Genomic DNA, 19,135 nt, shown 5'->3' with positions numbered 1-19,135 from the left:
TTATCCTTTGACAAATATCTAAGCCGACTACTTTAGGTCAAAAAAGGTTCTGTCGTTCAGAAAATGAAATGGAGTATCTCATGCGTTTGTCGTGGAATACTGGAAAAATCATCGAATTATAATAAAATTTATGATATAATGGAGTCTGTAATTGTCTTTACAGACTCTATTTTATGCTTTGGACATATATGTCATTAAAAAGGAGAATTATGAGTAAAGTAGAACGTTTAGTTGAAAAGTTTATCCCTGAAAATTATAATATTTTCTTAGATATTAGCCGTTCAGAGAAACTCTTTTCAGGTAATGTCGCCATTTCTGGAGAAGCTTTAGATAATGAAATTTCTCTTCACCAAAAAGATTTGGTCATCCAGTCTATCTTATTAGATAATCAAGCCTTGGACTTTCAACTTGATCATGCTAATGAGGCGGTTCGCATTAATCTTCCAGAAACAGGAAGTATGACTCTAGTCATTGAATTTTCAGGTAAGATTACAGATAATATGACTGGTATCTACCCATCATATTACACAGTAGATGGTGTCAAAAAAGAAGTGATTTCAACACAGTTTGAAAGTCATTTTGCACGCGAAGCCTTTCCATGTGTCGATGAGCCAGAAGCAAAAGCAACTTTTGATTTTTCTGTAAAATTTGACCAAGAAGAAGGCGAAGTGGCTTTATCAAATATGCCTGAGTGCAATGTGGAACGTCGTCAAGAGACTGGGATCTGGACTTTTGAGACGACACCTCGTATGTCATCATACCTATTGGCATTTGCCTTAGGTGACCTTCAAGGAAAAACAGCAAAAACACTGAACGGTACTGAGGTTGGTATTTTTGCGACTAAGGCACATCCTGCATCGTCGCTAGATTTTGCTCTTGATATTGCTGTTCGTGTCATTGATTTCTACGAAGAGTATTTTGGAGTGAAATATCCAATTCCATTGTCTTACCATGTTGCCCTACCTGATTTTTCAGCAGGTGCGATGGAAAACTGGGGACTTGTGACTTACCGTGAAGTGTATCTCTTGGTTGATGAAAACTCTACGGTTACGAGTCGTCAACAAGTTGCTCTTGTCGTTGCTCACGAACTTGCTCACCAATGGTTTGGTAACCTTGTCACAATGAAGTGGTGGGATGACCTTTGGTTGAATGAAAGCTTTGCTAACATGATGGAATATGTATCTATCAATGCTATTGAACCAAGTTGGAATATCTTTGAAGATTTCCAAACGACAGGTGTTCCTGCAGCGCTTAAACGTGATGCAACTGACGGTGTTCAGTCTGTCCACGTTGCAGTCAATCACCCAGATGAGATTAACACGCTCTTTGATGGCGCTATTGTTTACGCCAAAGGAAGCCGTCTCATGCACATGCTTCGCCGTTGGTTGGGTGATGAGAGCTTTGCAGCTGGTCTTAAAATCTATTTCGAACGTCATCAGTATGGCAATACAGTCGGTCGCGACTTGTGGAATGCTCTTTCTGAAAGTTCTGGTAAAGATGTTGCTAGCTTTATGGATGCTTGGTTGGAACAACCAGGTTACCCCGTTTTGACTGCTAAGGTAGAAAATGACAGTTTGATTTTGACACAGAGCCAATTCTTTATTGGTGAACACGAAGATAAAGATCGTCTTTGGGAGATTCCTCTTAATACGAATTGGGTCGGCCTACCAGAGACCATGTCAGAGCGTGAATTAGTCGTACCTAACTTTAGCCAATTAGCTGCTCAAAATGAAGGAGCTCTGCGCTTTAACACTGAGAACACAGCTCACTACATCACTAACTATGAGGGTGAACTCTTGACTGCATTAATGTCACAATTGACAGTATTGGATACAACATCTAAATTGCAGGTTATTCAAGAACGTCGTTTATTGGCAGAGTCAGGTCGTATCTCTTATGCTGGTCTTGTCGCTATCTTGAAAGAGTTGAAGCATGAGGATTCTTATCTAGTTGCCTCAGCTATCAATCAAGTTCTTGCTGGATTGGAACGCTTTGTTGACGAAGGTTCAGATACTGAAAGAGCTTACGATAAGTTGGTTGTTGATATTTTCCAAGAGAATTTTGACCGTCTTGGATTCCAAGCCAATGAGGGTGAAGCAGATGAAGATGAGATGGTTCGTCAAATTGTACTTTCTCACATGATTGCTGCTTCAGACGAAACGGCTGCCAAAGCTGCATCAGCTATTTATCAAGACTACCAAACAAGTATCGAAACGATTCCAGCCGCCATCCGACAAGTGGTTCTGATTAACCAAATGAAGCAGGATGATACGGTAGCACTTGCACAGTCTTACCTTGATGCTTACGTCAAGACAAACGATAGTAATTTCCGTCGCCAGCTAGCAAGAGCCTTGTCATATACCAAAAATGTTGAAACAATCGCTTTAGTAGTAGAACAATTTAAAAACAAAGATGTGATTAAACCACAAGATTTAGCAACGTGGTACGCTATCTTCTTGATGAAACCAGCTTCTCAAGAGACGGTTTGGACTTGGGCACGTGAGAACTGGGCTTGGATTAAGGCGGCTCTCGGTGGTGATATGTCATTTGACAGCTTTGTCATCTACCCAGCAGCAACCTTTAAAACACCAGAACGCTTAGAAGAGTTCAAGAATTTCTTTGAGCCACAATTGGATGATTTAGCGATTAGCCGTAACATCACAATGGGCTTGAAAGAGATTGCCGCTCGTATTCAACTGTTATCAACTGAAAAAGAAGCTGTTGAACAAGCTTTAAAATCCTAATGACATCGTATCAAAAGGAAATCTAAATGAAAGTTTAGGTTTCTTTTTTGTTTTGTTTAGGTTTCCTTAAGTTAAATAGGTTAAGATAATACCAGTTGAGATAAGAATGCACAGGCGTTCTTCGTATTTCGGATAGAGCTGTCACCTAAAGTAGCCATATTCCTAATTTGGGAAGTCTGGTTATCAAAATAAATGGCAAAAATGGTATAATGAGACAAAAGGAGATAATATGATTAAACTGTTATTAGTAGAAGATGATTTAAGTCTTTCGAATTCGGTGTTTGACTTTTTAGATGACTTTGCAGATGTTATGCAGGTTTTTGATGGCGAGGAAGGACTCTATGAGGCTGAAAGTGGTGTTTATGACCTCATTTTATTGGATTTGATGCTACCTGAGAAAAATGGTTTCCAGGTTTTAAAAGAACTAAGAGACAAAGGGGTCACCACACCAGTTTTGATCATGACAGCCAAAGAAAGTCTGGATGATAAAGGACATGGTTTTGAGTTAGGTGCTGACGATTATTTAACGAAACCTTTTTATTTGGAAGAGTTGAAAATGCGTATTCAAGCTTTATTGAAACGTTCTGGTAAATTAAGCGACAACAATCTAACTTATGGGGACATCGTTGTGAACACATCAACTAATGTCACAACTGTTAATGGGCAAGAAGTCGAATTACTCGGAAAAGAATTTGATTTACTGGTTTATTTCCTACAAAATCAAAATGTCATTTTACCTAAAACTCAGATTTTTGACCGCTTGTGGGGATTTGATAGTGATACGACACTTTCAGTTGTTGAGGTCTATGTGTCTAAGATTCGTAAGAAATTAAAAGGGACAAAATTCTCGGAGAACCTTCAAACCTTACGTAGTGTGGGGTATATTTTAAAAGATGCTAACTAGACTATTTAAAAAGACAAAATCAGAAAACTTCTCTACTTTTGTTCATTTTTTAGCGGTATTTACAGGTATTTTTGTCATTATGACAGTCATTATCTTAAATGTTCTTCGTTACGGCTTGTACACATCCGTAGACACTTCATTGGAAGCAAACAGTCAAAATGCCAATGATTACGTGACGATGTCATTGCTTAGGAGTTACGAGGGTCAAAGTAGTAGCTCCTCTACAGATACGACAAGTCCTAGCTCTTCTTCGGAGGCGAAAACCTACCGTGACCTCTTTAAGCCCTCTACAACTGCTAATACCAGTTTTTTGATTTATGATAAGAAGGGCAATCTATTAAATGCTAATCTTTTCGATGTCTTTTCGACGGCATCAAACATTAAGCTAAATAAAAAGAATCTTGGTCAGGTTTACGCTATCAAAGGGGTAGGAAATGACTATGGACTTGAAGATAGTTACCATGCGATAACAGTGGCAGTCGATAATGATTTCTATAAAGATGCAGCTTATGTGACCATCGTTGTTAATACAACTCAAGTAGAATCAACCAACGACCGCTACATCAAGATTATCGTTGTGGTGATGTTGACCTTTTGGATTATTTCAGTATTTGCGAGTGTCTATCTTGCCAAATGGAGTCGTAGGCCGATTGTAGCTAGCTATGAGAAGCAGAAGGCTTTTGTGGAAAATGCCAGCCATGAACTCAGGACGCCGTTGGCGGTACTTCAAAATCGTTTGGAATCGTTGTTTAGAAAGCCTCAAGAGACTATTTTGGACAACAGTGAAAGTATTGCAGCGAGTCTTGATGAGGTCAGAAACATGAGAATTCTAACCACAAACTTATTGAATCTAGCACGTCGTGACGATGGCATTACTCCAGAGATCGAAATTTTACAACCTAGTTTCTTTGAAGATATCTTCAGTAACTATGAGATGATCGCTGAAGAGACGGATAAAACGTTGACTTGTGTCAATCATGTTAGTCGTCCATTTAAATCAGATAAAACGCTTCTCAAGCAGCTTCTGACTATTTTGTTCGATAATGCCGTTAAATACACCGATTCTGGAGGCAGTATCACTATCGAGGTGGAAACGACTGAAAAAAATCTATGCATTAAGGTCGCAGATGATGGTCCTGGTATCTCTGATGCCAATAAGCAAAAAATCTTTGATCGTTTTTATCGAGTTGATAAGGCTAGGACAAGGCAAAAAGGAGGATTTGGTTTAGGCTTATCACTTGCAAAACAGATTGTGGATGCACTCAAAGGGCAGATAGTGGTTAAGGATAATCACCCCAAAGGAAGTCTTTTTGAAGTAAAGCTTTAAGGAAACGTTATAGTGACAATTGTTATCAGACAACAAAACACACCTATTCTAAGAAACTAGAATCAGGTGTGTTTTTTATATATCTTGTGAAATGAGGATGGTTTAGTAGCAGTCGCAACGGATGATTCAAACAAAAAAAACCTCCGAAGAGGCTTTAATTATTTAGCTAATTTAGCTGCAAGACGAGATTTATCGCGGCTTGCTTTGTTTTTGTGAATCAAACCTTTTGTTTCAGCTTTATCGATAACTGCAGAAGCAGCGCGGTAAAGCTCTTCAGTTGGGTTAGCTTCAAATGCTTTGATAGCAGTACGCATAGCTGATTTTTGAGCTGAGTTCTTTTCGTTTTGTTTAACGTTAAGTTCAGCACGTTTGATAGCTGATTTAATATTTGCCAATGTTTTCACCTCCATATTAATCTAACTATATCATTATATAGAATTTTTGTTCTTTTGGCAAGTCTTTCGTTGAAAAACCTTATTTTTTAAGGAAAAGATAGTCGATTTTATGGTCATGTGCTTTATGAAGAATGACGTCAGCGCGATTCCGTGTTGGTTCGATATAGTCCTCTAAATTAATGAGATTAATCGATTGCCAAGTATTCTTGCCAATAGCAAGGGCTTCAGCACGTGGGATTTCTGTAAATCGATGATAATAATTTGACGTATCATATTGGGCGAGGTCTAAAAGTGCCTCAAATCGCTCAAAATACCAGTTTTCGATGTGATTGACATCAGCGTCTATATAGATAGAAAAATCAAAATAATCGTTAACGTAAAGGCGCTCGTTTTGCGATGTTTGAAAAACATTGATTCCTTCAACGATGAGGAAGTCAGGCTGAGATATTTTCTGAAAATGATCAGGAACAATATCGTAGATTTCGTGGGAATAGCTAGGAGCTTTAGCGACATCTCCGTTTTTAATTGTATCTAAAAAGTTGAGCAGCAAGGGCATATTATAGCTTTCAGGAAATCCTTTACGATTGAGAATTCCTCGCTCTTTTAGAACCTCATTAGGAAATAAAAAGCCGTCAGTTGTCACTAACTCAACGTATGTATCTGGGAAAATCCGTTTTAAAAGCAGTTGGAGAAGGCGACTGGTTGTTGATTTTCCTACAGCGACAGATCCCGAGATACCAATGATGAACGGTCTTTTAACATCACTTCTTTGAAGAAAGATACTTTTTGAAAAAGCCAAATCCTCAATCGATTTTTTATAAATCCTAATGAGGTTAATCAGAGGAAGATAGATATCGTTGACATCCTGCAGACTAATGTTATCGTTAAGGCTTTTGACGGATTCTAGCTCTTGTGGGGTCAAGAGGGGAGTTGTTTCTTGGTGTAATCTTTGCCAGGTTTTACGAGATATTTTTTGAAAATTAATAAATTCGTTCAGCATCGCGTCCTCCTATGTGAAGGTAATTATAACATTTTCCCTGAGCTTTGAAAACAGTTTCAAGGAAATAGAATTTTTAGTGAAGATGTGATAAAATAAGAGTAGTAAATTATATTTAGAACGTGTAGGAAAAAGAATGGCAAAAATGTATTATGCTGAAAATCCAGATAGTGCTCACGATATTCACGACCTCTCGGTAACCTTATTAGGTGAGCCGTTTCGTTTTTTGACAGATGCTGGTGTTTTCTCAAAAAAAATGATTGATTTTGGTAGTCAGGTATTGCTCAGCAGTTTGGATTTTTCTCAAGGGGATTCGGTTCTTGATTTGGGATGCGGCTATGGTCCGTTAGGAATATCCCTGGCTAAGGTACAAAAAGTCTCTGTAACGATGGTTGATATTAATAACCGAGCCGTTGATTTGGCTAAGCAAAATGCAGAACGCAACGGTGTTTCTGCACAGATTTTCCAATCTAACATTTACGAAAACGTTCAAGGACGTTTTCAGCACATTATTAGTAATCCTCCTATAAGGGCGGGGAAACAGGTTGTCCATGCTATTATCGAAGAAGCTTTTGATTATCTAGAGGATCAGGGCGATCTGACGATTGTTATCCAAAAAAAACAAGGAGCACCTAGTGCTAAGGCAAAAATGGAAGCTGTTTTTGGAAATGTTGATATTGTAAAGAAAGATAAAGGGTATTATATCCTTAGAAGTAGGAGAGAATGATGCGTGCAGTTGATCTAATTCAAAAAAAACGAGATGGTTTAGAGTTGAGTACCGAAGAGATTCAATGGCTAATTTCTGGCTATACAGACGGAAGTGTACCAGATTATCAAATGTCAGCTTTAGCAATGGCCATTTACTTTAAAGGCATGAGTGTCCGTGAAACACGTGATCTGACGATGTCGATGGTTGCCTCAGGGCAGCAGATTGATTTGTCAGCAATCGATGGCATCAAGACTGACAAGCATTCGACAGGTGGAGTGGGTGACAAAGTGACTCTCATCTTAGCACCTTTAGTAGCCAGTTTTGGCGTTCCTGTGGCCAAGATGAGTGGACGTGGATTGGGCCATACCGGAGGGACTATCGATAAACTAGAATCAATCAAGGGTTATCAAATCGAACGAAGCCAAGAAGAGTTTATCAAGCAAGTTCAAGATATTGGAGTATCCGTGATTGGCCAATCGAATAACCTGGTAAAAGCAGATAAGCTCTTGTATGCCTTACGTGATGTGACAGCTACTGTTGATATTATTCCTTTGATTGCTAGCTCTGTGATGAGTAAAAAAATCGCTGCTGGTGCAGATAGTATTTTATTAGATGTAACTGTTGGTGACGGGGCTTTTATGAAGACTCTAGAAGAGGCAGAGACGCTCTCTCAAACGATGGTTGACTTAGGGAAAGAGGTTGGTCGTCAGACGGTAGCAGTGATTACAGATATGAGTCAACCAGTAGGTCGTGCGATTGGGAACCGTTTAGAGGTATTAGAAGCCCTAGAAATTATGCAAGGAAAAGGACGAGTGGACACGACAAACTTCATCTGCGAACTTGCCCAGATTATGCTTAGATTAGCTGGTGTTGACAAGTCGCTTGATGACGTTGAGGATCATTTGGTAAATGGCAAAGCTTTGGAAAAATTTGAGGCCATGGTCCTTGCTCAAGGTGGTGATCTCAAAGATCTCTACCGTCCGTCAAGCTCACCGTATATAACTCCTGTTTACGCTCAGACAGATGGTTACATTACAGAATTACCTGCCCTTGAATTTGGACTCTTTGCCATGAAATTAGGTGCGGGTCGAGCTGTAAAAACCGACCCTTTGGATTACGAATCAGGAATAGTGTTCGATAAAAAGGTCGGAGATGCTGTGAAAACAGGTGATTTAATTGCTCAAATCTACTCAAACGAAAAAATTAGCCAAAATAGGCTTACAGAATTCCAAAAAAATGTTAAAATAGGTGGAGTGCAAATAAAACCTAAAGAAATCATAAAAATTATTTCTTAGTAAGAGGCTACTATGAATTTAAATCAATATATTGATCACACACTCTTAAAACCTGAGAGTACACAAGAACAAATTGCAGCTTTGATCGAAGAAGCAAAAGAGCATCAATTTGCTAGTGTTTGTTTAAATCCAACTTGGGTTGCTTATGCTTCAGATAAATTACAGGATTCTTCAGTAAAAGTTTGTACTGTTATCGGCTTCCCTTTGGGAGCAACAACTCCTGAAGTAAAAGCTTTCGAAACAAAGAATGCTATCGAAAATGGTGCAGATGAGATCGACATGGTCATCAACATCGGTGCCTTGAAGTCTGGCTTAACTGATTTGGTTAAAGAGGACATTGAAGCAGTGGTACAAGCAAGTGGTACTAAATTAGTTAAGGTTATTATCGAAACCTGCCTTCTTACTGATGACGAGAAGGTTCTAGCTTGTCAGCTTGCCAAGGCAGCTGGTGCGGACTTCGTGAAAACATCAACAGGCTTTTCGACAGCTGGTGCTAATATTTCAGATTTAAAACTCATGCGTCAGACAGTCGGGCCTGATATGGGTGTCAAAGCTGCCGGTGGAGCACGTTCGTTTGAAGATGCGGTTTCTTTCATCGAAGCAGGAGCAACTCGAATTGGAACATCTGCCGGAGTTGCTATCGTGAAAGGGCAAACTAATGACTCAGACTACTGATTTGATACAAGTAGCCAAACAAGCTAGCCAACATGCTTATGTTCCTTACTCAAAGTTTCCAGTAGGAGCTGCGGTAAGGACTAATGATGATACTATCTTTAAGGGTTGCAATGTGGAAAATGCTAGTTTTGGACTAACAAATTGTGCTGAACGGACAGCGATTTTTAAGGCTGTTTCGGAAGGACATAGGCAGTTTAAAGAAATTGCTATTTATGGTGAAACAGCTCAGCCAATCTCACCTTGTGGTGCTTGTCGCCAAGTGATGACGGAGTTTTTTGATCAAGATTGTAAGGTAACATTGATTGCTAAAAGTGGTAAGACGGTCGAGATGACGGTCGGGGAGTTACTTCCATATTCATTTACAGATTTAGTCTAAATCTGTAACTATTGGTAAAGTCGCAACTTATGAGTTGCAGAAAGTTTTTTTAGGGGAGGTTCATTTAGATGAACAAGAAACTTATTGGTTTGGGTCTTGTTGCGACGGCAGCATTGACACTTGGAGCATGCAGTCGTTCTAACTCGACATCTAGTTCAGATTCAAAAGTTAAAGCAGCTATCGTTACTGATACTGGTGGTGTTGATGATAAATCATTCAACCAATCTGCTTGGGAAGGTCTTCAGGCTTGGGGTAAAGAGAACAAATTCTCAAAAGACTCTGAATACACATACTTCCAATCAGACTCTGAATCAGATTACGCAACTAACCTTGACTCAGCAATTTCTAAAGGTTACAACTTGATTTTTGGTATTGGTTTCTCACTTCATGATGCAGTAGCTGAGTCAGCTAAATCAAATGAAAAAGTAAACTACGTTATCGTTGATGATGTTATCAGTGACCAAAAGAATGTAGAAAGTGTTCTTTTTGCTGATAATGAAGGTGCTTACCTAGCTGGTATTGCTGCTGCCAAAGAAACAAAAACTAAAAAAGTTGGTTTTGTTGGTGGTGTGACTTCAGACACAATCAAACGTTTTGAAACAGGTTTCAAAGAAGGTGTTGCTTCTGTAGATAGCTCAATCGAAGTTCAAGTACAATACGCAGAAAGCTTCTCAGATTCAGCTAAAGGTAAGACTATTGCTGCAACAATGTATTCATCAGGTGCAGACGTTGTTTACCATGCTGCAGGTGGTACTGGTACAGGTGTCTTCTCACAAGCTAAAGAAATCAACGAAAAACTTCCAGCTAATTCTGACAAAAAAGTTTGGGTTATCGGTGTTGACCGCGACCAATCTGCTGAAGGCGACTACAAATCATCAGACAACAAAGATTCTAACTTTGTGTTGACGTCAACAATCAAAGAAGTTGGTACTGTTGTTAAAGATATTTCTAACGCTCAACTTAAAGGTGAAGATTTCAACGGTGGTGAAACAAAAACTTATGGTCTAAAAGATAAAGGTGTTGACATTGTCACAAAAGGTCTTTCAGATGATACAAAAGCTGCTATTGAAAAAGCTAAACAAGATATTATCGATGGTAAACTTACTGTTAATGACGGCGTTTCAAAATAAGCCTTATTAACGAAAGCGGCCCTAAGTGGTCGTTTTTTTCAAGACTGAGACATTTTTGTCTCAGTAAAGAGAATCATTAGTTGGTTCTCTTTACTGACATAAAAATTATTCTTGAAAGGAATTAGTATGACAAAGGAAAATGTCATTGAAATGCGTAATATCACCAAAAAATTTGGTGAATTCGTAGCAAATGACCAGATTAATCTGGATGTCAGACCTGGTGAGATTCATGCCCTTCTTGGTGAGAATGGTGCAGGAAAATCAACCCTGATGAATATGCTAGCAGGTCTTTTGGAACCAACTAGTGGCGAGATTTTGGTGAATGGCGAGGTTGTCTCAATTGATTCCCCGTCTAAAGCGACAAAACTTGGTATTGGTATGGTACACCAACACTTTATGCTAGTGGAAGCTTTTACTGTTGCAGAGAACATTATTTTAGGTTCTGAGGTAACAAAAGCAGGAGGCGTACTCGATCTTAAAAAAGCAAGTCAAGATATCAAAGCCTTATCTGAAAAGTACGGTTTAGCAGTAGATCCAAGTGCTAAGATCTCGGACATATCTGTTGGAGCACAACAGCGTGTTGAAATTTTGAAAACACTTTATCGCGGTGCTGATATTTTGATTTTTGATGAACCCACTGCAGTCTTGACACCTTCTGAAATTGAAGAGCTTCTTAAAATTATGAAATCTTTGGTTAAAGAAGGCAAATCAATTATTTTGATCACCCACAAGTTGGATGAAATTCGAGCAGTTTCAGACCGTGTAACAGTTATCCGCCGAGGAAAATCAATTGAGACGGTTACGATTGAAGGCTCAACCAACGCTGATTTAGCTGAAATGATGGTTGGTCGTTCTGTTTCCTTCAAGACAGATAAGATTGTTTCAAATCCAAAGGAAGTCGTCTTATCAATTAAAGATGTAGTAGTTAATGAAAACCGCGGTGTTCCAGCAGTCAAAAATCTTTCACTTGACGTTCGCGCAGGTGAAATCGTAGGTATTGCTGGTATCGATGGTAATGGTCAGACTGAACTAATTGAAGCGATTACTGGTCTGCGTAAGATCAAGTCTGGAGATATTAAAATCCAAGGTCAGTCTATCGGTCACATGTCAACACGCCAGATTACAGAGCTGAGTGTTGGTCATATCCCAGAAGACCGTCATCGTGATGGTATGATTTTAGAAATGACTGTTGCTGAAAATATAGCACTTCAAACCTACTACAAGGAACCAAATTCTAAGAACGGTATTTTGAATTACGGCTACATCAACGAAAAAGCACGTCAATTGATGGAAGAGTTTGATGTTCGTGGCGCTAGCGAATTGATTGCAGGTGGTGATCTTTCAGGTGGTAATCAGCAGAAAGCGGTTATCGCTCGAGAAATTGATCGCGATCCAGAACTCTTAGTGGTTAGCCAACCGACACGTGGTCTAGATGTTGGAGCTATAGAGTATATACGTAAACGTATTATCGGTGAGCGAGATAAAGGAAAAGCAGTTATTGTCGTAAGCTTTGAATTGGATGAAATTTTAGATATGTCAGATCGTATTGCTGTTATGTATGATGGTACTATTCAAGGTATTCTTGATCCTGAGCAAACGAATAAACAAGAACTTGGTATACTTATGGCAGGTGGACAATTGAATAAGGAGGGTACAAATGTCTAAGAAAACACAGAACTGGGCAGTGCCACTTATTGCTGTCCTTCTCGGTATGCTACTTGGAGCAGTTTTGATGCTAGCATCAGGATATGATCCTTATTGGGCTTATGTAGATCTTTTTAGCACAGCTTTTGGCTCTCTAAAAAACATCGGTGAGATTTTACGAGCAATGGGTCCACTTGTTTTGATTGCCTTAGGCTTCTCAGTTGCATCTAAAGCTGGATTCTTTAACGTAGGTTTACCAGGTCAGGCTTTGGCAGGTTGGACAGCATCTGTAGGGTTTGCCCTTGCCTTCCCAGATTTACCACGCGCAGTATCAATTATCTGTACGGTTGCAGTAGGTTTAATTGCAGGTGGTATCGTGGGAGCTATCCCTGGTTTACTTCGTGCCTATCTGGGGACGAGTGAAGTCATTGTAACAATCATGATGAATTACATTATCCTATACTCTGCCAATTCAGTTATCCGTGATGTCTTCCCAGATTCGTTCATGCGTTCATCTGATGCGACTAATAAAGTTGTCGATGCAGCGTCATACCAGCTTGGTTTGTTTGATGGTTCACGCTTTAATATTGGTTTCTTCCTTGCCTTGATTGCTGTTGCAGTGATTTGGTTCATGATGAAGAAAACAACAACTGGTTATGAGATTACAGCAGTTGGTCTAAACCCACACGCAGCGGAGTATGCAGGGATGTCATCAAAACGTGTTATCGTGATGTCAATGATTATCTCAGGTGCTTTAGCAGGACTTGGTGGGACTGTTGAAGGTTTGGGTACTTTCGAAAATGCCTATGTTCAAGGAAGCTCTCTAAGTATTGGTTTTGATGGAATGGCAGTAGCCTTGCTTGCTTCAAACTCTCCAATCGGAATTCCGTTTGCAGCATTATTGTATGGTGTCTTATCAATCGGTAAAACAGGTATGATTGGTGTTCCGTCGGAAATCATTGATGTCGTATCAGCTTTGATTATCTTCTTTGTTGGTTCTAACTACATCATCAGACATTACTTGAAGCCACGAAAAAAAGCAGTAAAAGGAGGTAAAAACTAAGATGAGTTTTACAACTATTTTAACCCTATTAGTTTCTTCTATGCTCATTTACTCGGCACCTTTGATTTTCACTAGTATTGGTGGAACGTTTTCAGAGCGTGGTGGTGTCGTTAACGTAGGTCTTGAAGGGATTATGGTCATCGGTGCTTTCTCAGGTGTTGTATTTAATAACTTTTTTGCTGACTCATTAGGAAAAGCAACTCCTTGGGTAGCAGCACTTGTAGCAGGTCTTGTAGGGATTCTTTATTCCTTGATACATGCTGTAGCAACTGTAAATTTCCGTGCAGATCATGTGGTATCTGGTACGGTTCTAAATCTGATTGCACCATCCCTAGCTGTCTTTTTGACACGCGTTATCTATGGTGCTGGTCAAACCTCTACTATTCAAGCATCATTTGGTCGATACTCATTCCCAATTTTAAAAGATATTCCATTTTTAGGGGAAATATTCTTTGAAAATACTTCTTTGGTAGCCTATGTTGCTATTTTGGTATCTGTCTTATCATGGTATATTATTTTTAAAACACGCTTTGGTCTTCGTTTGCGTTCTGTAGGGGAACACCCACAGGCGGCCGATACTCTTGGTATTAACGTTTATCGTATGCGTTACTACGGCGTTATGATTTCAGGATTTCTTGGGGGGATTGGTGGTGCTGTTTATGCGCAGTCTATCTCAACAAACTTCGCAGTAACGACTATTGCTGGACCAGGTTTCATTGCCTTGGCAGCGATGATTTTTGGTCGTTGGAGTCCTATTGGAGCTATGCTTTCAAGCTTGTTCTTTGGACTTTCACAATCACTTGCTATTATCGGTAGTCAAATCCCTGGTTTATCAAGTATTCCATCAGTTTACCTACAAGTAGCACCTTATATTTTGACAATCATCGTGTTAGCTGCCTTCTTTGGAAAAGCAGTTGCACCGAAAGCAGATGGTGTCAACTACATCAAATCTAAATAATGTTTAGACTTTCATCGTAGAGCGATTGACATTATTTATGATGAGTTATATTTAGAAAACAAATTGAACCCTTCACGTCTACAGGCATGGAGGGTTTTAATAATAGGGTTAAGTCTTTTGATGATACGATACCCTAGATTGTATGGTATGATATAGGAACTAGAAAGGGAATAAGGTAAGCTATGCCGAAACTATTAGATTTATTATTTCCACCTCGAAAATTGACTCTTGTTTTAGCAGACAAAGAACGTAGTAGAATCACTTTTAGTCGTGATCGTAAAGGGATTGTGCAGTTCTATGAAAGTCCTGAACAACATTTTCGCCTTCAAGATATTCATCTTTATTTAGCTGCAGAAGAGAGAGGCAAAATTTCAGAGGGAGCTATCGGAGGCGCTTTTGCTGCTGCTATGATGGATAAAGATGTTCTGACAGGTGCTATTATTGGCGATTGGTGGGAAAAGCAAAATGATACCCACTCTCGTAAAGTTATGATAGATTTTAAGAACCTTAACCATGGCGATGATCGTCAGATTGAGGTAAAATTGACCTATCAGCAATATCAGAAAGTTCGTCGTTTTTTTCAATTAGCCTAGATAATCATTTTTACTTGACAAATTATGAAAACATTTGCATAATGGAAATAAGATGAAAATACATGAAAAGAGGCGATATCATGCAAGTTATTAAACGAAGTGGTCAAGTTGTGGAATTTGATCCAGACAAAATCTATCAAGCGATTTTAAAAGCAGCTCAGACTGTTTATGTCATTGATGACACGTGGCGAGAAAATTTGGCTAATGTTACTAAAAAAGTTGTTATTGATTTGGAAGAAGCCAAAGTTGAACGCCCAACTATCAGTATGGTCCAATCATGTGTTGAAAACCGTTTAATGGATGCAGGTTATATTACGATTGCAGAGCATTATATTTCTTATCGTCTTCAACGTGATTTGGAGCGTAACGGTTATGCTGACCATATTGTGGTTCACCTACGTTTTGAACAAGTAAAATAATAAAAATCGGACTGCTTTGTTAGTCCGATTTTTTGTTGGCTCGATTATCCAAGAGTTGATTAAGATGTTTAGGGAGCTGTTCATCAATATCTAGCTTGATGTATGTCACCTCTCCAGAATTAATGTAAGATTCTGATGGAGAGGGGATTGACTTGAGGTAAAAGCGTCTCTGGATGAGGCTGTTTTTGGGTAGCTGAAGAATGACTTGCTTAGGTGTTAATTGATAAGGGATTGTTGAGGGTATTGCATCAATGACATCTTGGTAAATGGCTTGATTTTTTTGGAAAACTTTTTTAAGGTAGCGGAGATTTTTATCGAACATCCCGTTATCCAGATAGAGAGACATGGCCTTTTGGATGATGAGGTTAGTGTCGTAGTCGAGTAGTTTTTTATAGGCGAGGAATTCCGATTTAAGTTTATTAGGTAGGACAATCATACCGAGCCGGAGTGCTGAAAACAGTGTTGTCGAGAAAGATTTTAAATAGATAATACGTTCATGGGTATCATAGTAATGGAGTGGTGCCTCTTTTCCTTTAGTAAAGTCTCCCATATAGTCATCCTCAATGATGTACACATCGTATTTCTCAGCTAAATCGAGTAACATCTTTTGTTCCTTTAGATGATAGCTAAGACCTAGAGGGTTGGAGTAGCGTGAAATGGTGTAAAAAAATTTGATATCCCTTTCTTTAAATAAGTTTTCAAGTTCACCAAAATCTAATCCTTCAAACCCTCTGTCAATTGTTTGATAGGCTAAACCTTGAGACTTGACCAGCGTATTCATACGATGATAGGTTGGCTGCTCCAATAAAATCGTCTTTTTATAGTTAGGAAAGGTCATCTGACTCAAGATATAGAGTGCTTGTTGAGTTCCAGATGTGACAATGATATTAGGAATATTGGTATAAACCCCTGTGTTAGCGAGGTAGTTTTTTAAAGATTGGCGGAGCTCTAATAATCCTTCAGGATGATCATACTGGTTAAAAAGGTAGAGTTCCCTCCCTACTAAACTCTCATTCATACAAAGTAGAAAGTCATCATAAGCGATATTATTATAGTCAGAGATACTAACTATCACGGGCTCAATGTGCTCTGCTTTATTTTCCAAAACATAATAACCGCTTTTGGGAATAGCGTAAATATCGTTTTGGTAGCTTAGTTCTAAGAGTGCTTTTTGAACGGTATCTTTGCTACAATGATAATACTGACTTAGTTGTCGGATAGAAGGGAGTTTGTCGCCTTTTTTTAAGTCTCCAGCCTGAATCTGTTTTTTTATGTCGGAAATGATTGTGTGATAAATAGCCATAGGTGTCCCCATACAGATGATAGATAATTCTATTGTACAATAAACAGAATTTTCTTACAATAAAACTATCATGATATCTCTATGAGATTGACTTAGGAGGTTTTTATGTCAACTAAACAGTTAACAATTTCTGCACTTTTTATGTCCCTTGTTACTATTTTGAGTGCTAGTGTGTTTTCTATTCCTGTTCCGGGAGGGCATTTTTATTTCAATACTATTTTGATTTTTCTAGTAGCATTGATTTTTCCACCGTTAGAGGCAGTTATAATTGCTGGTTTAGGATCTTTTTTAGGCGATTTCTTCTTTTATCCTGCTCCGATGTTTGTAACCTTGGTTACTCATAGTTTGCAAGTCCTGCTTATTTCTCTTATTTTAAGAACTAAAAAAGAGACAGGTAGTTATCATAAGGGGCTTGTTTTATTAGCTTTGCTAGTAGGTGGAGTTGTTGACATTATTGGGTATTATCTTGGAAGATCCTTTGTTTATGCAACGCCTGACTATGCTATTTTAAAGTTGCCTTTTGATATACTGGGCGTTGTTTTGGGAATTGTTGGAGCTTATGTCATTTATTATCATACAGGTTTTTTGAAAGAATTTAAAAAATTCTGGGAGTCATCACTCTAATAAACAGTGGGGAGTTAATTGACAAAGTCCCTAGATTTTGCCATAATAAAATCACATTAAAAGCCGTTTCAACGGCTTTTTAAACTGTTTAGAATAAGGAAGAACTTATGTCAATTTTAGAAGTTAAAAATCTCAGTCACGGTTTTGGTGATCGTGCTATTTTTGAGAATGTCTCTTTCCGTCTTTTGAAAGGGGAGCATATCGGTCTTGTCGGGGCGAATGGTGAGGGGAAATCAACCTTTATGTCTATTGTGACAGGTAGTCTACAGCCTGATGAGGGTAAGGTAGAGTGGTCACGTTATGTTTCTGTTGGTTATTTGGATCAGCATGCGGTTCTGGAAAAAGGAATGACTGTTCGTGATGTTTTGCGTACAGCTTTTGATGAACTCTTTAAAACGGAAGCTCGAATCAATGACATTTATATGTCTATGGCGGAAGCGGGAGCAGATGTCGATGCTCTTATGGAAGAGGTCGGTGAGCTTCAAGACCGTTTGGAGTCTCGTGACTTCTACACTTTGGATGCCAAGATTGATGAGGTTGCTCGTGCTTTGGGTGTCATGGACTTTGGAATGGACTCGGACGTGACGGAGCTATCTGGTGGGCAACGGACGAAGATTTTGTTGGCTAAGCTCTTGCTTGAAAAGCCTGACATTCTGCTCCTTGACGAGCCGACCAACTACTTGGACGCAGAGCATATTGCTTGGCTCAAACGTTACCTCCAAGAGTATGAAAATGCCTTTGTCCTCATCTCTCACGATATTCCCTTCCTTAACGATGTAATCAATATCGTTTACCATGTGGAGAATCTTGACCTTGTGCGCTACGCTGGTGACTACGATAATTTCCAGTCCGTTTATGCCATGAAAAAAGCTCAGCTGGAAGCAGCTTATGAGCGTCAGCAGAAAGAAATTGCTGACTTGCAGGACTTTGTTAACCGAAACAAGGCGCGTGTTGCCACTCGAAATATGGCAATGTCTCGTCAGAAGAAGCTGGATAAAATGGATATTATTGAGCTTCAAGCTGAAAAACCAAAACCCGAATTCCATTTCAAAGAGTCGCGCACCCCTGGACGTTTTATCTTCCAGACCAAGGATTTTGTTATCGGTTATGACCGTCCTCTAACAAAAGCACCACTGAATTTGACTCTTGAACGTAATCAAAAAATCGCTATCGTTGGAGCCAATGGTATCGGGAAATCAACGCTTCTTAAGAGTTTGCTTGGTGTGATTAAGCCATTGGAGGGAGAAGTTGAGACAGGAGATTTCCTTGAAATCGGTTATTTTGAGCAAGAAGCAGAAGGCTCACGTCAAACGCCGCTCGAAGCTGTCTGGGATGCCTTTCCTGCCCTCAATCAAGCAGAAGTGCGTGCAGCCCTTGCCAAATGCGGCTTGACCTCAAAGCATATCGAAAGTCAAATTCAAGTCCTCTCTGGTGGCGAGCAGTCTAAAGTTCGCTTCTGCCTATTGATGAACCGTGAAAATAACGTTCTGGTGCTAGACGAGCCGACTAATCACCTTGATGTCGATGCCAAGGACGAACTTCGCCGAGCGCTTCAAGCCTACAAAGGAACCATTCTCATGGTCTGCCACGAGCCTGAATTTTACGAAGGTTGGACAGAAGTTTGGGACTTTAACGATTTGGTCTGATAACTAGTGTTAAATTAAAATAAGCAATAAGGAAATTTTCATTGGAAAGGAGTACTTATTGCTTTTTTGTACTTAAGTGTATCGGAATTGTTTTGATGATTAGAATAGTCTCATTTTGAAAGCAACTAGTAATAAAAGCGCTTTCTGTGATATAATAAAAAATAAGAATGGAGAAGTTTATATGACGACATTAAAATTAATCAGCAATCCCTTTCAAAAATCAATTAAGTTTAAAAAATTGGCTCTATAATTTCTGTAGTGGGTAAATCTCATTCAGATATTGTAGGGCTTTTTGACGGTATGCAAAAAGTCCCACATGACTTATAATGAAAA

18 protein-coding genes are annotated in these 19,135 nt (G+C 39.1%); 15 read left to right on the top strand and 3 right to left on the bottom strand.

Annotated features, from left to right (window positions below):
* Positions 1 to 209: 209 nt before the first annotated feature.
* From JOC31_RS08800 to JOC31_RS08790, 3 genes are all read left to right on the top strand, one after another.
* Positions 210 to 2,744, top strand: a complete 2,535-nt coding sequence (locus tag JOC31_RS08800; RefSeq protein ID WP_205017789.1) for a M1 family metallopeptidase — start codon at positions 210 to 212, stop codon at positions 2,742 to 2,744.
* A gap of 229 nt (positions 2,745 to 2,973) precedes the next feature.
* Positions 2,974 to 3,648, top strand: a complete 675-nt coding sequence (locus JOC31_RS08795) for a response regulator transcription factor (RefSeq protein ID WP_205017788.1) — start codon at positions 2,974 to 2,976, stop codon at positions 3,646 to 3,648.
* Complete coding sequence (locus JOC31_RS08790) at positions 3,638 to 4,975, top strand: sensor histidine kinase (RefSeq protein WP_205017787.1); 1,338 nt, start codon at positions 3,638 to 3,640, stop codon at positions 4,973 to 4,975. Before JOC31_RS08795 ends, JOC31_RS08790 begins: the two co-directional genes overlap by 11 nt.
* A gap of 158 nt (positions 4,976 to 5,133) precedes the next feature.
* Here the strand turns inward: JOC31_RS08790 and rpsT are convergent, their stop codons facing one another.
* The gene (gene rpsT, locus JOC31_RS08785; protein WP_205008724.1) at positions 5,134 to 5,385 is read right to left on the bottom strand and encodes a 30S ribosomal protein S20; all 252 of its coding nucleotides are present in this window, start codon (positions 5,383 to 5,385) and stop codon (positions 5,134 to 5,136) included.
* A gap of 64 nt (positions 5,386 to 5,449) precedes the next feature.
* Positions 5,450 to 6,370 carry a type I pantothenate kinase gene (gene coaA, locus JOC31_RS08780; RefSeq protein WP_205017786.1) on the bottom strand — a complete coding sequence of 307 codons (921 nt, stop codon included), beginning with the start codon at positions 6,368 to 6,370 and terminating at the stop codon, positions 5,450 to 5,452.
* Between the two features lie 133 nt (positions 6,371 to 6,503).
* Between coaA and JOC31_RS08775 the strand changes: the two genes are divergently transcribed.
* The 10 genes from JOC31_RS08775 (at position 6,504) to JOC31_RS08730 (ending at position 15,229) form a co-directional block, all read left to right on the top strand.
* A complete protein-coding gene (locus JOC31_RS08775) occupies positions 6,504 to 7,094 on the top strand; it encodes a class I SAM-dependent methyltransferase (protein WP_205017785.1) in 591 nt (196 codons plus the stop codon).
* Positions 7,094 to 8,371 (top strand): pyrimidine-nucleoside phosphorylase, encoded by a 1,278-nt coding sequence (locus JOC31_RS08770; RefSeq protein ID WP_205017784.1) that lies wholly within the window; start codon positions 7,094 to 7,096, stop codon positions 8,369 to 8,371. The genes JOC31_RS08775 and JOC31_RS08770 overlap by 1 nt, the downstream gene beginning before the upstream one ends.
* A 12-nt stretch (positions 8,372 to 8,383) precedes the next feature.
* The gene (gene deoC, locus JOC31_RS08765; protein WP_205017783.1) at positions 8,384 to 9,046 is read left to right on the top strand and encodes a deoxyribose-phosphate aldolase; all 663 of its coding nucleotides are present in this window, start codon (positions 8,384 to 8,386) and stop codon (positions 9,044 to 9,046) included.
* Positions 9,030 to 9,422 (top strand): cytidine deaminase, encoded by a 393-nt coding sequence (locus JOC31_RS08760; RefSeq protein WP_205017782.1) that lies wholly within the window; start codon positions 9,030 to 9,032, stop codon positions 9,420 to 9,422. Before deoC ends, JOC31_RS08760 begins: the two co-directional genes overlap by 17 nt.
* A 68-nt stretch (positions 9,423 to 9,490) precedes the next feature.
* Positions 9,491 to 10,552 carry a BMP family lipoprotein gene (locus JOC31_RS08755; RefSeq protein WP_205017781.1) on the top strand — a complete coding sequence of 354 codons (1,062 nt, stop codon included), beginning with the start codon at positions 9,491 to 9,493 and terminating at the stop codon, positions 10,550 to 10,552.
* Between the two features lie 126 nt (positions 10,553 to 10,678).
* Positions 10,679 to 12,217 (top strand): ABC transporter ATP-binding protein, encoded by a 1,539-nt coding sequence (locus JOC31_RS08750; RefSeq protein ID WP_205017780.1) that lies wholly within the window; start codon positions 10,679 to 10,681, stop codon positions 12,215 to 12,217.
* On the top strand, positions 12,210 to 13,259 hold the full coding sequence (locus JOC31_RS08745) for an ABC transporter permease (RefSeq protein ID WP_205017779.1): 1,050 nt from the start codon (positions 12,210 to 12,212) through the stop codon (positions 13,257 to 13,259). The genes JOC31_RS08750 and JOC31_RS08745 overlap by 8 nt, the downstream gene beginning before the upstream one ends.
* A gap of 1 nt (position 13,260) precedes the next feature.
* The gene (locus JOC31_RS08740) at positions 13,261 to 14,217 is read left to right on the top strand and encodes an ABC transporter permease (RefSeq protein ID WP_205017778.1); all 957 of its coding nucleotides are present in this window, start codon (positions 13,261 to 13,263) and stop codon (positions 14,215 to 14,217) included.
* A gap of 182 nt (positions 14,218 to 14,399) precedes the next feature.
* Entirely contained in the window at positions 14,400 to 14,810 is a 411-nt protein-coding gene (locus JOC31_RS08735) for a hypothetical protein (protein ID WP_205017777.1), read from the top strand.
* Between the two features lie 80 nt (positions 14,811 to 14,890).
* Positions 14,891 to 15,229 (top strand): ATP cone domain-containing protein, encoded by a 339-nt coding sequence (locus JOC31_RS08730; RefSeq protein WP_205017776.1) that lies wholly within the window; start codon positions 14,891 to 14,893, stop codon positions 15,227 to 15,229.
* Positions 15,230 to 15,248: 19 nt separating this feature from the next.
* Here the strand turns inward: JOC31_RS08730 and JOC31_RS08725 are convergent, their stop codons facing one another.
* Positions 15,249 to 16,532 carry an aminotransferase-like domain-containing protein gene (locus JOC31_RS08725; RefSeq protein WP_205017775.1) on the bottom strand — a complete coding sequence of 428 codons (1,284 nt, stop codon included), beginning with the start codon at positions 16,530 to 16,532 and terminating at the stop codon, positions 15,249 to 15,251.
* A gap of 105 nt (positions 16,533 to 16,637) precedes the next feature.
* Here JOC31_RS08725 and JOC31_RS08720 point away from each other — a divergent pair, with 105 nt between their 5' ends.
* Both JOC31_RS08720 and JOC31_RS08715 read left to right on the top strand, forming a co-directional pair.
* Positions 16,638 to 17,156 (top strand): ECF transporter S component, encoded by a 519-nt coding sequence (locus tag JOC31_RS08720; RefSeq protein WP_205017774.1) that lies wholly within the window; start codon positions 16,638 to 16,640, stop codon positions 17,154 to 17,156.
* A gap of 107 nt (positions 17,157 to 17,263) precedes the next feature.
* On the top strand, positions 17,264 to 18,802 hold the full coding sequence (locus JOC31_RS08715; protein ID WP_205017773.1) for an ABC-F family ATP-binding cassette domain-containing protein: 1,539 nt from the start codon (positions 17,264 to 17,266) through the stop codon (positions 18,800 to 18,802).
* Positions 18,803 to 19,135 lie beyond the last annotated feature (333 nt).

This window comes from Streptococcus saliviloxodontae (assembly GCF_016908655.1).
GTDB classification, from domain to species: Bacteria; Bacillota; Bacilli; order Lactobacillales; family Streptococcaceae; genus Streptococcus; species Streptococcus saliviloxodontae.
The sequence above is the reverse complement of the archived record's forward strand: the minus strand, read 5'-3'. Positions and strand labels throughout refer to the sequence as shown.

What these genes read in the sequence shown, in the direction of transcription:
- JOC31_RS08800 (WP_205017789.1), top strand. Translation starts at nt 210, where the DNA reads ATGAGTAAAGTAGAACGTTTAGTTGAAAAGTTTATCCCTGAAAATTAT.
- JOC31_RS08795 (WP_205017788.1), top strand. Translation starts at nt 2,974, where the DNA reads ATGATTAAACTGTTATTAGTAGAAGATGATTTAAGTCTTTCGAATTCG.
- JOC31_RS08790 (WP_205017787.1), top strand. Translation starts at nt 3,638, where the DNA reads ATGCTAACTAGACTATTTAAAAAGACAAAATCAGAAAACTTCTCTACT.
- rpsT (WP_205008724.1), bottom strand. Translation starts at nt 5,385, where the DNA reads ATGGAGGTGAAAACATTGGCAAATATTAAATCAGCTATCAAACGTGCT.
- coaA (WP_205017786.1), bottom strand. Translation starts at nt 6,370, where the DNA reads ATGCTGAACGAATTTATTAATTTTCAAAAAATATCTCGTAAAACCTGG.
- JOC31_RS08775 (WP_205017785.1), top strand. Translation starts at nt 6,504, where the DNA reads ATGGCAAAAATGTATTATGCTGAAAATCCAGATAGTGCTCACGATATT.
- JOC31_RS08770 (WP_205017784.1), top strand. Translation starts at nt 7,094, where the DNA reads ATGCGTGCAGTTGATCTAATTCAAAAAAAACGAGATGGTTTAGAGTTG.
- deoC (WP_205017783.1), top strand. Translation starts at nt 8,384, where the DNA reads ATGAATTTAAATCAATATATTGATCACACACTCTTAAAACCTGAGAGT.
- JOC31_RS08760 (WP_205017782.1), top strand. Translation starts at nt 9,030, where the DNA reads ATGACTCAGACTACTGATTTGATACAAGTAGCCAAACAAGCTAGCCAA.
- JOC31_RS08755 (WP_205017781.1), top strand. Translation starts at nt 9,491, where the DNA reads ATGAACAAGAAACTTATTGGTTTGGGTCTTGTTGCGACGGCAGCATTG.
- JOC31_RS08750 (WP_205017780.1), top strand. Translation starts at nt 10,679, where the DNA reads ATGACAAAGGAAAATGTCATTGAAATGCGTAATATCACCAAAAAATTT.
- JOC31_RS08745 (WP_205017779.1), top strand. Translation starts at nt 12,210, where the DNA reads ATGTCTAAGAAAACACAGAACTGGGCAGTGCCACTTATTGCTGTCCTT.
- JOC31_RS08740 (WP_205017778.1), top strand. Translation starts at nt 13,261, where the DNA reads ATGAGTTTTACAACTATTTTAACCCTATTAGTTTCTTCTATGCTCATT.
- JOC31_RS08735 (WP_205017777.1), top strand. Translation starts at nt 14,400, where the DNA reads ATGCCGAAACTATTAGATTTATTATTTCCACCTCGAAAATTGACTCTT.
- JOC31_RS08730 (WP_205017776.1), top strand. Translation starts at nt 14,891, where the DNA reads ATGCAAGTTATTAAACGAAGTGGTCAAGTTGTGGAATTTGATCCAGAC.
- JOC31_RS08725 (WP_205017775.1), bottom strand. Translation starts at nt 16,532, where the DNA reads ATGGCTATTTATCACACAATCATTTCCGACATAAAAAAACAGATTCAG.
- JOC31_RS08720 (WP_205017774.1), top strand. Translation starts at nt 16,638, where the DNA reads ATGTCAACTAAACAGTTAACAATTTCTGCACTTTTTATGTCCCTTGTT.
- JOC31_RS08715 (WP_205017773.1), top strand. Translation starts at nt 17,264, where the DNA reads ATGTCAATTTTAGAAGTTAAAAATCTCAGTCACGGTTTTGGTGATCGT.